Annotated in this window: 14 protein-coding genes; 9 read left to right on the top strand and 5 right to left on the bottom strand. The window is 74.2% G+C overall.

All coding sequences use genetic code 11. The features are described from left to right. A partial coding sequence (locus KIK08_RS32605; protein WP_214407164.1) for a TetR/AcrR family transcriptional regulator occupies nt 1-539 on the bottom strand: 539 nt, incomplete at its 3' end. A gap of 61 nt (nt 540-600) precedes the next feature. Here KIK08_RS32605 and KIK08_RS32600 point away from each other — a divergent pair. The 4 genes from KIK08_RS32600 (at nt 601) to KIK08_RS32585 (ending at nt 3,589) form a co-directional block, all read left to right on the top strand. Beyond that, nucleotides 601-984: a nuclear transport factor 2 family protein gene (locus KIK08_RS32600; RefSeq protein WP_214407163.1), complete on the top strand. Its 384-nt coding sequence runs from the start codon at nt 601-603 to the stop codon at nt 982-984. Nucleotides 985-1,106: 122 nt separating this feature from the next. Beyond that, nucleotides 1,107-1,964 (top strand): bifunctional methylenetetrahydrofolate dehydrogenase/methenyltetrahydrofolate cyclohydrolase, encoded by an 858-nt coding sequence (locus KIK08_RS32595; RefSeq protein WP_214407162.1) that lies wholly within the window; start codon nt 1,107-1,109, stop codon nt 1,962-1,964. Nucleotides 1,965-1,967: 3 nt separating this feature from the next. Then, nucleotides 1,968-2,261: a DUF3017 domain-containing protein gene (locus KIK08_RS32590; protein ID WP_308258033.1), complete on the top strand. Its 294-nt coding sequence runs from the start codon at nt 1,968-1,970 to the stop codon at nt 2,259-2,261. Between the two features lie 14 nt (nt 2,262-2,275). After that, on the top strand, nt 2,276-3,589 hold the full coding sequence (locus KIK08_RS32585; RefSeq protein WP_214407161.1) for a DUF2252 domain-containing protein: 1,314 nt from the start codon (nt 2,276-2,278) through the stop codon (nt 3,587-3,589). Between the two features lie 101 nt (nt 3,590-3,690). Here KIK08_RS32585 and KIK08_RS32580 read toward each other — a convergent pair whose 3' ends face one another. The 3 genes from KIK08_RS32580 to KIK08_RS32570 are packed head-to-tail and all read right to left on the bottom strand — an operon-like array spanning nt 3,691 to nt 6,225. Further along, entirely contained in the window at nt 3,691-4,644 is a 954-nt protein-coding gene (locus tag KIK08_RS32580; RefSeq protein WP_250558285.1) for an ABC transporter ATP-binding protein, read from the bottom strand. Further along, entirely contained in the window at nt 4,641-5,438 is a 798-nt protein-coding gene (locus KIK08_RS32575; RefSeq protein WP_214407160.1) for an ABC transporter permease, read from the bottom strand. Before KIK08_RS32575 ends, KIK08_RS32580 begins: the two co-directional genes overlap by 4 nt. Beyond that, nucleotides 5,431-6,225 (bottom strand): ABC transporter permease, encoded by a 795-nt coding sequence (locus KIK08_RS32570; protein ID WP_308258032.1) that lies wholly within the window; start codon nt 6,223-6,225, stop codon nt 5,431-5,433. Before KIK08_RS32570 ends, KIK08_RS32575 begins: the two co-directional genes overlap by 8 nt. 122 nt (nt 6,226-6,347) lie before the next feature. Between KIK08_RS32570 and KIK08_RS32565 the strand changes: the two genes are divergently transcribed. After that, complete coding sequence (locus KIK08_RS32565) at nt 6,348-7,019, top strand: VC0807 family protein (protein WP_214407159.1); 672 nt, start codon at nt 6,348-6,350, stop codon at nt 7,017-7,019. A gap of 37 nt (nt 7,020-7,056) precedes the next feature. Here KIK08_RS32565 and KIK08_RS32560 read toward each other — a convergent pair whose 3' ends face one another. Continuing rightward, a complete protein-coding gene (locus KIK08_RS32560) occupies nt 7,057-9,249 on the bottom strand; it encodes an NADP-dependent isocitrate dehydrogenase (RefSeq protein WP_214407158.1) in 2,193 nt (730 codons plus the stop codon). Between the two features lie 181 nt (nt 9,250-9,430). On the opposite strand from KIK08_RS32560, the gene KIK08_RS42050 reads away from it, so the two are divergent. From KIK08_RS42050 to KIK08_RS32540, 4 genes are all read left to right on the top strand, one after another. Beyond that, on the top strand, nt 9,431-9,781 hold the full coding sequence (locus KIK08_RS42050; RefSeq protein WP_214407157.1) for an SH3 domain-containing protein: 351 nt from the start codon (nt 9,431-9,433) through the stop codon (nt 9,779-9,781). Between the two features lie 32 nt (nt 9,782-9,813). Continuing rightward, nucleotides 9,814-10,611 carry an exodeoxyribonuclease III gene (locus tag KIK08_RS32550; RefSeq protein ID WP_408004766.1) on the top strand — a complete coding sequence of 266 codons (798 nt, stop codon included), beginning with the start codon at nt 9,814-9,816 and terminating at the stop codon, nt 10,609-10,611. Next, nucleotides 10,608-12,278: a serine/threonine-protein kinase gene (locus tag KIK08_RS32545; protein WP_214407155.1), complete on the top strand. Its 1,671-nt coding sequence runs from the start codon at nt 10,608-10,610 to the stop codon at nt 12,276-12,278. The genes KIK08_RS32550 and KIK08_RS32545 overlap by 4 nt, the downstream gene beginning before the upstream one ends. 5 nt (nt 12,279-12,283) lie before the next feature. Then, nucleotides 12,284-13,154, top strand: an 871-nt coding sequence (locus KIK08_RS32540; protein ID WP_214407154.1) for a serine/threonine-protein kinase, incomplete at its 3' end; no start/stop codon positions are given.

Below are 13,154 nucleotides of genomic sequence, written 5' to 3'. Positions count from 1 at the left end.
GACGCCGCGGCCGCGGTCGTCCGGCCGGCGCCCACCTCGGCGCCGGCCGCGTGCCCGAGCGCGATCACCGCGGCGACCAGCCAGTCCAGGGGGAGGTCGTGGTCGAACTCGCCGCCGTCGCGCCCGCGGCGCAGGACCCGCTCGAAGCGCGCCCGGATGGGCTCGTGCCGGGTGTGGTCCTGCGCCGGGTCCGTCGCGGCCACCGACTCGTGCAGCAGCAGCGGGTAGCGCTCCAGCAGTCGCCAGGTCGCGTCCAGCAGCGCCAGCAGGGCCGCGGTGGCCGAGGGGGCGTCGCGCTCGACGGCGTCCAGCTCGTCCAGCACGTCGGTGCTGATCCGGTCCAGCACCGCGGCGAGCAGCGCGCCGCGGGTGGGGTAGTGCGCGTACACGGTCTGGCGGGTCACGCCGGCGGCCGCGGCGACCTGCTCGATCCCGGCCTCGGGGGTCCGGCCGAGCACGCGGGTGGCCGCGTCCAGCACGGCGGCGGCGTGCCGGCGGGCGTCCGCGCGGCGGCGACGGGCGGGCGGGATCTCGGACATGCTTGTCAAGCTTAGCCGGGGCGGCTTATCTTTGACATCGCTGTCAAAGAAGGGGGTCCACATGCCCACTGCGCCCGTCCCCGCCGACGACTTCGCCGGCTACCTCCGCGCGTACACCGCGGAGGTGACCTCCGGGGACGACGACCCGGCCGCGGTCGTCGACCGGTACCACGCGCCCGACATCCAGTGGGTGTCCGACGGCACCGCACTCGACCGCGACCGGCTCGTCGCCCACGTCCGGCCGGCCCGCCACAACGCCCGCTCGGTGCGGGTCGACGTGCACGACGTCGTCGTCTCCGGCGACCGCGTCGCCGCCCGCTACACCCTGCGCGCCACCCTCCGGAAGGGGCGCGAGCTGGCGATGGACGCGCAGCTGTTCGGGACCCTCGCCGCCGACGGGCGGCTGCGCCGGGTCGACCAGATCACCCGGACGCTGCCGGGCTGAGCGGCCGGAGCCGGTGCCCCGCCGTGCGACACCCGTCGCGGGGAGCCCCGGCGGTGGCGCACACCCCGGGCACGGAACCCGGCCGGTCCGGGTGGGCGGGCCGTTCTGGGAGGATGGCGGACGTGACGGCGACGGTGATGGACGGCAAGGCCACCCTCCAGGAGATCCTCGGCGAGATCGCGGGGCGCGTCGAGAAGCTCAAGGCCGCCGGGATCACCCCCGGGCTGGGCACCGTGCTCGTCGGCGACGACCCCGGCTCGCACTCCTACGTGCGCGGCAAGCACCGCGACTGCGCCAAGGTCGGGATCACCTCCCTGCAACGCGAGCTGCCCGCCACCGCCACCCAGGCCGACGTCGAGGCCGTCATCGACGAGCTCAACGCCGACCCGGCCTGCACCGGCTACATCGTGCAGCTGCCGCTGCCGTCCGGGCTGGACGCCGGGGCCGCGCTGGAGCGCATCGACCCGGCCAAGGACGCCGACGGCCTGCACCCGGTCAGCCTGGGCCGGCTCGTGCTGGGCGAGCCCGGCCCGCTGCCGTGCACACCGCGCGGCATCGTCGAGCTGTGCCGGCGCTACGGCGTCGAGCTCGACGGGGCCCACGTGGTGGTGGTCGGGCGCGGCATCACCGTGGGCAGGCCGCTGGGCCTGCTGCTCACCCGGCGCTCGGAGAACGCCACCGTCACCCTGTGCCACACCGGCACGCGCGACCTGGCCGCCGAGGTGCGCCGCGCCGACGTGGTGGTGGCCGCCGCGGGCAACCGGGGGCTCATCACCGCCGACATGATCAAGACGGGGGCGGCGGTGCTGGACGTCGGCGTCACCCGCACCGACGACGGCCTGCGCGGCGACGTGGCCCCCGAGGCCGCCGAGGTGGCCGGGCTGATCGCCCCCATGCCCGGCGGCGTCGGCCCGATGACCCGCGGCATGCTGCTCACCAACGTCGTCGAGGCCGCCGAGCGGATCGCGGCGGGGTTGTAAGCCGTGCCCGGCCTGCGCTCCCGGCTGCCGGTGCACGCGCCGATCATCCTGGTGTTCGCCGTCGTCACCGCGGGCATGGTGCGCGTGCTCACCCAGCACTGGCGGGAGGGCGCGGCGCTGCTCGGCGGGGCGCTGCTGCTCGCCGCGCTGCTGCGCGTCGTGCTGCCCACCGACCGGGTCGGCCTGCTGGCCATCCGCAGCCGCCCCGTCGACGTCCTCGTCTACCTGGCCTTCGGCGGGGCGATGGTGGTGCTCGCGCTGACGATCGTGCGGGCCTCCTCGGACCTGACCTTCTGAGGCAGGATCGCGGCATGACGGACCGTGCCGCGACGATCGTGGACACCCTGGTGGCGGCCTTCTCCGACCTGATGGCCGCCGACCCGACCGCGTTCCGCACCAAGTTCCGCAAGATGGCGGCCGACCCGTTCGCCTTCTACCGGGGCAGCGCCTGCCTGTTCTACGCCGACATCGCCGACCGCGACGACCCCTGGGTCGACGAGCGCACCAGCCGCGTCTGGATCCAGGGCGACCTGCACGCCCAGAACTTCGGCACCTACATGGACGGCGACGGCGCCCTCATCTTCGACGTCAACGACTTCGACGAGGCCTACGTCGGGCACTACACCTGGGACGTCACCCGGTTCGCCGCCAGCCTCGCCCTGCTGGGCTGGAGCAAGGCCGTCTCCGACGACGACATCAGCACCCTCGTGCGCCGCTACATCGACGCCTACGTCCAGCAGATCCGCCGGTTCGTCGAGCGCGACGACGACCGCAGCTTCTCCCTGCGCCTGGGCACCACCGACGGCCCCGTGCACCAGGTGCTGCAGCTCGCCCGGCTGCGCACCCGCGTCTCGCTGCTGGAGCGCATCACCGAGACCGAGGGCTTCGACCGCCGGCTGCGCGAGGTCCCCGGCCTGCGCCGGATCGAGGACGGCGAGCGCGCCGCGGTGCTCGACGCGTTCGAGCGCTACCTGGCGTCGATCCCCGAGCAGAAGCGCTACCACGGTGTCGCCTACACCGTGAAGGACGTCGCCGGCCGCTCCGGCTTCGGCATCGGCAGCGCCGGCCTGCCCGCCTACACCGTGCTCATCGAGGGCTTCAACGAGGCGCTCGACAACGACGTCGTGCTGTCGATGAAGCAGGGCAACGTCGCCGCACCCTCCCGCGTGGTCACCGACCCGGAGATCGCCGGCGCGTTCCGCCACCACGGCCACCGCACCGCGATCTCCCAACGCGCCCTGCAGGCCCACGCCGACCCGCTGCTCGGCTGGACCGACCTGGACGGCGTCGGGTTCGTGGTCAGCGAGGTCTCGCCGTACGAGAACGACCTCGACTGGACGGAGCTCACCGAGCCGGCCCAGATCGCCCCGGTCGTCGACTACCTCGGCAAGGCCACCGCCAAGGTCCACAGCGTCGCCGACTCCGAAGCCGACCACACGATCGTGCCGTTCCAGAGCGAGGACGCGATCGCCGAGTCGATCGGGGGGCGCGACGCGGAGTTCGGCGACTGGGTCGTCGACTTCGCGCACTCCTACGCGGCCCGGGTCCGCACCGACCACGCCCTGTTCGTCGACGCCTTCCGCAGCGGCGCGATCCCCGGCGTCTCCTCCTCCGCCCACCTCTGACCCGCCCCGCCCCGCCCCAGCCCTCCCGCCCCGGGTTCAGGAAAGCCACGATGCTGTACCCACAGGGCAGTATCGTGGCTTTCCTGAACTCCGGCCGCGGCTCAGGAGGGGGCGCGGGTGGCGTAGAGGGTGCGGATGACGTCCTCGATGGACGGTTCCACCACCGTCACGTCGCGCAGGTCCACCCGGGCGGCGACCGCGGCGATCAGCGCGGCGGCCGTGGTGTCGGCGGGGGAGAAGGCGAGGCGCTGGCGCAGGCCGTCGGCTTCGACGCACACCGACCGCACCCCGGGCAGCCCGTCGAGCGGGCCTGCGGGGGCGACCAGTTCGACGACGAGTTCGCGCGCCCCGCCGAAGGTGCTGCGCAGGGCGGTGAGGGAGTCGTCGGCGACGACGGTGCCGTGGTCGATCACCACCAGCCGCCGGCAGAGCCGCTCGACGTCGGCCAGGTCGTGGGTGGTGAGCAGCACCGTCACCTCGCCGGCCGCATTGACCTCCTGCAGGAACACCCGCAGCCGCTCCTTGCTGACCAGGTCGAGCCCGACGGTCGGCTCGTCGAGGACCAGCAGGTCGGGGGCGTGCAGCAGGGCCGCGGTGACCTCCCCTCGCATCCGCTGGCCGAGCGAGAGCTGGCGCACCGGCACGTCCAGGAACTCGGCGAGCCCGAGGACGTCGATGCAGCGGTCGAGCCGTTCGCGGTGCGCGCCGGGCTCGACGCGGTGGATCGCGCGCAGCAGCGTGAAGCTCTCCCGCAGCGGCAGGTCCCACCACAGCTGGCTGCGCTGCCCGAACACCACGCCGAGGCGCCGGGCCAGCTCGCGGCGGCTGCGGACCGGGTCGAGGTCGCACACGCGCAGCTCGCCCGCGGTGGGGACGAGGATCCCGGTCAGCATCTTGATCGTCGTCGACTTGCCGGCGCCGTTCGGCCCGAGGAACCCGACGGCCTCGCCGGGTGCGATGTTCAGGTCGATCCCGTCGACGGCGACGACGGTGCGGCGGCGGCCGATCCGGCCGACGCGGAACTCGCGACGCAGCCCACGCGTCTCGACGATCATGATCCGGCTCCCTGGTAGCGGCGGACGGCGGTGCGCCAGACGAGCGCGGCGGCGGCGACCGCGACGACGGCGACGAGCGGGGACGAGTAGCGCAGGGCGTGCGGGAGCCCGAGGGGGTCGGGGCGGTCGAGCAGGGCCAGCGCCGGGAAGTAGGCGACGAACGCCGAGGGCACCGCGAAGCAGAACAGCCGGCGCAGCCACGGGCCGAACACCGTGATCGGGTAGGAGGTGGTCAGCGACGAGCCGTAGGTGAAGGCGTTGGCGACCTCCTTGCCGTCGACGACCCAGAACGAGACGGCGCAGGTCGCCACCCAGATCGCGCTGATGAGCACCGTCCCGACCAGCGGTGTCAGCACGAGCAGCGCCAGGTTGGCCGGGGTCGGCTCGACCCCCGCACCGGTGACCACCACGAGCAGCACCACCAGCCCGACGGCGACCCTGCCCAGCCGGCGCAGCTGCAGGTCGCTGGTCACGAGCTGGGCCAGCGCGCCCAGCGGGCGGACCAGCAGCACGTCGAACTCGCCGGTGCGGATCCAGCGGGGCAGGTCGTCGAGCTGGCCGACGGCGAGGTCGGCGAGGCCGAACGCGATCCCGGCCAGCCCGTACATCAGCAGCACCTCGTCGCGTTCGAAGCCGCCGAGGGACTGCACGCGGCCGAACACCACGAGGATCACCACGAGCTCCAGCGCCTGCCCGATGGCCTGGGCGACGCAGTCGAGCGCGAACGACACCGGGTACGCCAGCTGGCTGCGCACCCGGGACGCGACGATCCGCCGGTACACCCGCTCAGCCACCCTGCACCACCAGCTTGCGGGTGGCCCTGGCCAGCACCAGCCGGCCGAGCGCGAGCAGCGCCACCGCCCACAGCAACTGGTGGGCGAGCAGCTCCGCCAGCCCGTCGCGCTCGGTGAACACGTCGATCGGGGTCTGCAGGATCGCCGGGAACGGGGTGGCGTACAGCAGCCCGCGCAGCGCGTCGGGGAAGAACGCCAGCGGCACCGTCAGCCCGGCCAGGACCCCGCCGAGCCCGTTGTAGACCGAGCGCACGCCGCGGGAGTCGAGCAGCCAGAACGACGACAGGTCGAGCAGGAACCGGAGGGAGAAGCTCACCACCACCGCCAGCACCGTCGACGCGGTGAACAGCAGCAGCGTCGGGACCGGGTCGTCGGGCCAGCGGAACGGCAGCAGCAGCGCCCCGAACGCGACCGGCGGCGCCAGCCGGAACAGCACCGCGTGCCCGGCCCGGCCCAGGTCCCCGGCCAGCAGCGCGAGCTGCAGGTCCCACGGCCGCGACAGGTCGATCGCGATGTCGCCGCTGCGGACCCGGTCGGACAGCTCCCCGTCGCCCCACAGCATGACCACGGCGATCAGCCCCTGGCCGAGCCACACGAACGCCGACACCCCGCCGGCGTCGTACCCGGCGGTGCTGCCCGTCTGCGCGACGACGGCCAGCAGCACGGCGACCCGCAGCAGCCCGAACACGGTGTTGGTGAACAGCCCGGCCAGGCTGGCGGTGAGGTAGACGCTGCGCCGCCGGTAGCCGGCGCGCACCAGCGCGGGGTAGGGCGACGCCGACAGCACGTCTTTCCACGCTACGGCCCCGCGCAACCGGTTTTCCGGACGCGGCGAGAGCGACCAAAGTCGGGGGTGCTCGATGCCCCCGGCGGACGCGGAGGGTGGGGGTGTGGGGCGAGCGTGGCGCCATGGCCGAGAACCGCCCCGTCCCGCCGCTCGTCCGGACCCTGGCGCTGGACGTCGCCGCCCCGCTGGCCGTGTTCTACGGGCTGCACGCCGCGGGTGTCGGGGACGTGCCGGCGCTGCTGGCCTCGGCCGTGCCGCCGCTGCTGCACGCCGGCTACTCCGGTCTGCGCGAGCGGCGCGCCGACCCGATCGGGCTGGCGGTGCTGGCGGCCACGCTGCTGAGCCTGCTGGCCACGCTGCTGGGCAGTGGGGGTCCGCGCGAGCTGCTGGCCCGCGGGGTGTGGTTGACGGCCCCGTTCGGGCTGTGGACGCTGGCCAGCGCGTTCACCCGGCACCCGCTGTGCTTCGCGGTGTCCCGCTCGGTGATGCCGGGCAAGGTCGAGGTGATGGACCGGCTGTGGGCGACCGACGCCCGGTTCCGGCGGGCGTGGCGCACGATCACGATCATCTGGGGCGCGGTGTCGTTGGCCGACAGCGCGCTGCGGCTGGTGATGGCCTACACGCTGCCGGTGGCCTGGGTGCCGGTGCTGGACACGGCGCTGACGTTCGCGACGATCGTGGCGCTGCAGCCGCCGACGCTGTTCTGCCTGTGGCGGGCCGGCGTCTGGAACGAGCTGTTCGCCCGCCCGCGCCCCGTCGAGAACGAGGTTGTCGTGATCAACAAGGCTGGATGATCACGACAACGTCGTTCTCGACGGGAAACCGCGGGCGCTAGAAGGAGGAGAGGGCCTCGTTGAGGGTGGCCGAGGGGCGCATCACGGAGTCGGCCTCGGCCTTGTCGACGTGGTAGTAGCCGGCCAGGTCGACCGGGGAGCCCTGCGCGCCGTTCAGCTCGCCGACGATCGTGTCCTCGTCGGCGGCGAGCCGCTCGGCCAGCGGGGCGAACACCGAGGCCAGCTCGGCGTCCTCGGTCTGCCGGGCGAGCGCCTGCGCCCAGTAGAGCGCCAGGTAGAAGTGGCTGCCGCGGTTGTCCAGCTCGCCCACCCGCCGCGACGGCGACTTGCCCGTCTCCAGCAGCAGGCCGGTGGCCTCGTCCAGGGTGGTGCCCAGCAGCTTCGCGCGGGCGTTGCCGTCGGCCTCGGCCAGGAACTCGAACGACACCGCCAGGGCCAGGAACTCGCCGAGCGAGTCCCAGCGCAGGTGGTTCTCCTTGACCAGCTGCTGGACGTGCTTGGGCGCCGACCCGCCCGCACCGGTCTCGAACAGGCCGCCGCCGTTCATCAGCGGCACGATCGAGAGCATCTTGGCGCTGGTGCCCAGCTCCAGGATGGGGAACAGGTCGGTGAGGTAGTCGCGCAGGACGTTGCCGGTGACCGAGATGGTGTCCTCGCCGGCCTTGGCCCGCTCCAGCGTGTACCGGGTGGCCGCGGCGACGTCGAGGATCTCGATGGTGAGCCCGTCGGTGTCGAGCTCGGCGAGCTGGGCGCGGACCTTCCGGAGCACCTCGGCGTCGTGGCCGCGGGTCTCGTCGAGCCAGAACACGGCCGGGGCGCCGGTGGCGCGGGCCCGGGAGACGGCCAGCTCGACCCAGTTGCGGATCGGGGCGTCCTTGGTCTGGCAGGCGCGCCAGATGTCGCCCTCGGCGACCTCGTGCTCCAGCAGCGCGGTGCCGTCCGAGGCGACGACGCGGACGGTGCCCGGGGCGTCGATCTCGAAGGTCTTGTCGTGGCTGCCGTACTCCTCGGCCTTCTGCGCCATCAGGCCCACGTTCGGGGTGGTGCCCATGGTGGTCGGGTCGAAGGCGCCGTGCTCCCGGCAGAAGTCGACGGTCTCGGCGTAGAGGGGCGCGTAGGACGAGTCCGGGATGACGAACTTGGCGTCGCGCAGCTCGCCGTCGCGGTCCCACATCTGCCCGGACGAGCGGACGGCCGCCGGCATCGACGCGTCGATGATGACGTCGCTGGGGACGTGCAGGTTGGTGATGCCGCGGTCGGAGTCGACCATGGCCAGGCCGGGGCCTTCCCGCAGGGCGACGGTGATGGCCTGCTCGACGGCGGCGCGCTTGTCGTCGGGGAGCTTGCCGATGGCGGTGAGCACGCTGGCCAGGCCGTCGTCCGGGTCGGCGCCGACGGAGCGCAGGTCGTCGCCGAACTCGGCGAACACGTCGGGGAAGTAGGCCTGGACGGCGTGCCCGAACAGGATCGGGTCGGACACCTTCATCATCGTGGCCTTGAGGTGCACGGAGAACAGCACGTCGCGGGCCCGCGCGTCGGCGACCTGCTCGGCGAGGAACGCGGTGAGCGCCGCCTTGCTCATCACGGCCGCGTCGACGATCTCGCCCTCCAGCACCGGCAGCGACTCCTTGAGCACCGTGACGGCGCCGTCGGCGGCCACGTGCTCGATGCGCAGGGTGTCGGCGGCGGCCAGGGTGACCGAGCGCTCGGAGTGGCGGAAGTCGCCGTCGCCCATGGTGACGACGTGCGAGGCGGAGTCCGTGGACCAGGCGCCCATGGAGTGCGGGTGCTTCTTGGCGAAGTTCTTCACCGAGGCGGGGGCGCGGCGGTCGGAGTTGCCCTCGCGCAGCACCGGGTTGACGGCGCTGCCCTTCACCGAGTCGTAGCGGGCGCGGGCGTCGCGCTCGGCGTCGGTGCTCGGGTTCTCCGGGTAGTCGGGGACCGCGTGCCCGCCGTCCTGCAGCTCCTTGATCGCGGCCTTGAGCTGCGGGATCGAGGCGCTGATGTTGGGCAGCTTGATGATGTTGGCCTCGGGGGTCCTGGCCAGCTCGCCCAGCTCGCCCAGCGCGTCGTGGGCCAGGTCGAAGGCGGCCAGGATGCGCCCGGCCAGCGAGATGTCGCGGGTCTCCACCTCGACGCCGGCCTTGCCCGCGAACGCCTCGATGATCGGCAGGAGCGAGTGCGTGGCCAGCGCGGGGGCCTCGTCGGTGTAGGTGTAGATGACCTTCATCGTCGCTCCGCTGCTGGTTGCTGGTGGGACCGCTGTGGTGGCGGCCGAGCGTCCGGCCCGCCGTTCGACACGCTATCCGACGCCTGACCCGCCGGGGCGGGGCGCACGCGAAGGGGCGCGCGACGAGGGGTCGACCGGCTACCGTTTGCGCCAGTCCCCTACGCCCCGGGAGCCGCGACAGATGGCCAAGCTCACGATCCCCCAGCTGAAGTCGTCCTCCTTCAAGGGGTGGGCCTTCGTGCTCGTGGCCGGTTGCGTGCTGACGGTGCTCGCGCTGTTCGACCGCGGCGGCACCGGTGCGCTGCTGCCCAACCAGGCCGACGGCTCCACCGGCTGCACGCTGACGGTCACCACCGAGGAGCTGAACGTGCGCTCCGGGCCGAGCCAGAACGCCGAGCTGCTGGGGTCGCTGCGCCAGGGCGAACAGGTCGACGGCATGCCGGTCGTGACCGACGGGTTCCGCCAGCTGGAAGGCGACCGCTGGGCCTCCGACCAGTACCTGACCCCCGTGGCCGGCACCGTCTGCAGGTAGGGGACGCTGACGGGGTGCACACCGTCAGTTCCGTGAACGTCAACGGCGTGCGGGCTGCGGCGCCGAAGGGCTTCGCCCGGTGGCTCACCCGGACCACGGCCGACGTCGTCTGCGTGCAGGAGACCCGCGCCGAGCTGGACGAGTTCCCGGCCGGCCTGCTGCAGGGCTGGGTCCTCAGCCACGCGCCGGGCGGTCGGCGCGGGCGCTGCGGCGTCGGTGTGCTCACCCGCGGCGAGCCCGAGGCGGTGCGGGTGGGCATCGGCTCGACGGAGTTCGACGGTTCCGGGCGGTACCTGGAGGTCGACCTGCCCGGCCTCACCATCGGCTCGCTGTACCTGCCCAACGGCACGGTCGGCGACCCCCGCCAGGACGAGAAGGACCGCTTCCTCGCCGAGTTCGGCCCCTACCTGGCCGAGCGCAGGGCGAAGGCGGCCGCCGAGGACCGCGAGGTCCTCGTCTGCGGCGACTGGAACATCGCCCCCACCGAGCTCGACATCCGGGCCTGGCGGCGCAACGCGAAGAACTCCGGGTTCCTGCCGCACGAGCGGGCCTGGGTGGCCGGGCTGCTGGACGAGGGCTGGGTCGACGTGGTGCGCGCGCTGCACCCCGGTGTCGACGGGCCGTACTCGTGGTGGTCCTACCGCGGCCGGGCCTTCGACAACGACGCCGGCTGGCGCATCGACCTGCACCTCGCCACCCCGGCGCTGGCCGCGCGGGCGTCGTCGGCGGTGGTGGAGCGGGCCGCGACGCACGCCGAGCGCTGGTCCGACCACGCGCCGGTCACGGTGCGGTACGACCGCCCGGGACCGACCGGGCAGGCAGCGCCATGACGTACCCGGGCCCGCCCGGCGGCGGGGGAGAGCACCACGCCGGTGGCGGCCCGTACGGCGCGGGCCCGCCGGCGGGCGGCCAGTACGCCGGGCCTCCCTACCCCAGCGGGCCGCAGCCCGTGCCGCACAACGGCGGCCACTACGCCGGCGCCCAGCCGCAGACCGCGCGCCCCCCGACCGGCGGCTACCCGACCGGCGGCCCGTCGTCGACCGGGGCGAACAGCCGCCCGGTCAGCCCGACGCGCGTCATCGGCGGCCGCTACGTCGTGCTCGGCGAGCTGGGCCGCGGCGGCATGGGCATCGTGTGGCGGGCCGAGGACCGGGTCATCGGCCGCCAGGTCGCGGTCAAGGAGCTGCACCTTGCCGAGGGGCTCAGCCCGGACGACCGGCACAACTTCCGGGAGCGGCTGCTGCGCGAGGCGCGCACCGCGGGCCGGCTGAGCGACCCGGGCATCGTCACGGTCTACGACGTGGTCACCGACAACGGGGTCGACCACATCGTCATGGAGCTGATCGAGGCCAGGACCCTGGCCGACCTGGTCGCCCAGAACGGCCCGCTGGACGAGCGCGCCGCCACCTCCGTCGCCCAGCAGTTGCTGTCCGCGCTGAGCGCGGCGCACGCGGCCGGGGTCGCGCACCGCGACGTCAAGCCGGGCAACGTGATGCTGGCCGCCGACGGGCGGGTCAAGCTGACCGACTTCGGCATCGCCCAGGCCACCGACGACACCCGGCTGACCAGCACCGGGCTGCTGGTCGGCTCGCCGGGCTACCTCTCGCCCGAGCAGCTCGACGGCGCCGACGCCTCGCCGGCGTCGGACCTGTGGGCGCTGGGCGCCACCCTCTACTACGCGGTCGACGGCCGTGGCCCGTTCACCCGCGACACCACCGCCGCCACGATCTCGGCGGTGCTGCAGGCCGAGATCCCGCCGACCCGGGCCCGCGGTCCGCTCGGCTCGGTCATCGCCGGGCTGCTGCAGCGCGACCCGGCCCTGCGGCTGACCGGCGCCCAGGCCGCGGCGATCCTCGGCTCGCCGGCCACGTCCACCATGCCGACCGCGGCGCCGCCCGGGCGCCCGCTGGGCCCGACCTCGCCGCTGGAACAGGCGGCAGGAGCCACCGGCCGCCGGCGCGGGCGGACCCTGCTGTGGGTGGCGGTGGCGCTGATCCTCGGGCTGGCCGGCGGGGCGGCCGCCGGGTACTGGTTCCGCGACATGGACGAGCGCGAGGTCGCCACCCTGAGCTACGGCGAGGGCGGCGACATGCCGACCTTCGAGGTCAGCGCCGGCTACTGCTACCAGGTGGCGCCCGGGCAGGGCCGCACCATCGACAGCGGCGCCGGCCGCGACTGCGACGAGGTGCACGACTCGCAGGTCTTCACGACGTTCTCGACCTACCCGAGCGACGCCGAGGTGCCCTACCCGGGCCGGCCCGCCCTGGAGGAGCTGGGCACGGCGGCGTGCGGGATGTACTTCGACACCGTCGTCGCAGGCGAGGACAAGAAGGACCTGGCCATCACCCTGCTGGTGCCCTCCGAGCAGGCCTTCCAGGAGGACACCCGCAACGCCGGTGCGGCCACCCCGTCGTTCCAGTCGCGCGACCTGTACTGCATGCTCACCGCGGCCGACGGCCGCCAGCTCACCGGCACCCGGGTCCTCGGGGAGGACTGAGCGCCGTGGCGGGGTCCGTCGATCCCGAGGCGTCCACCCGGCCCCGCGACGCGCCCCGACGGGTGATCGGCGGGCGCTACGCCGTGCTCGGCGAGCTGGGCCGCGGCGGCATGGGCGTCGTCTGGCGGGCCGAGGACACCGTGCTCGGCCGCCGGGTGGCGGTCAAGGAGCTGCACCTGCTCGACGGCCTCGACCCGGCCGAGCGCCACCGGCTCCGCGAGCGGCTGCTGCGCGAGGCCCGCACCGCGGCCCGGCTGCACGACCCGGGCATCGTCACGGTGCACGACCTGGTCACCGACCGGGGCCTCGACCACGTCGTCATGGAGCTGGTCGAGGGCCGGACGCTGGGCGAGGTGGTCGCCCGCGACGGCCCCCTGGACGAGCGCACCGCGCTGACCGCGGCCCGCGGGCTGCTGGCGGCCCTGCACGCGGTGCACGCGGCCGGCGTGACCCACCGCGACATCAAGCCGAGCAACGTCATGCTCGGCCCCGACGGCCGCGTCACGCTGACCGACTTCGGCATCGCCCGGGCCGCCGACGACACCCGGATGACGGGCACCGGGCTGGTGGTGGGCTCGGCCGCGTACCTGGCGCCGGAGCTGCTCGCCGGCGGCGACGCCACCCCGGCCTCGGACCTGTGGGCGCTCGGCGCCACGCTGTTCCACGCGGTCGAGGGCTACCCCGCGTTCGCCCGCGACACCACCGCCGCCACCGTCGGCGCCGTCCTGCACGGCGACATCCCGCCCGTGCGCACCGGTGGCCCGGTGGCCGCGGTGGTGGCCGGCCTGCTGCAGCGCGACCCCGCGGCCCGGCTCACCGCGCCCCAGGCCCGCGCGCTGCTCGGGGTGGGACCCCCGGCCGCCCCGGCCGCGGACC

The organism is Pseudonocardia lacus (assembly GCF_018531445.1).
GTDB lineage: Bacteria > Actinomycetota > Actinomycetes > Mycobacteriales > Pseudonocardiaceae > Pseudonocardia > Pseudonocardia lacus.
The sequence above is the reverse complement of the archived record's forward strand: the minus strand, read 5'-3'. Positions and strand labels throughout refer to the sequence as shown.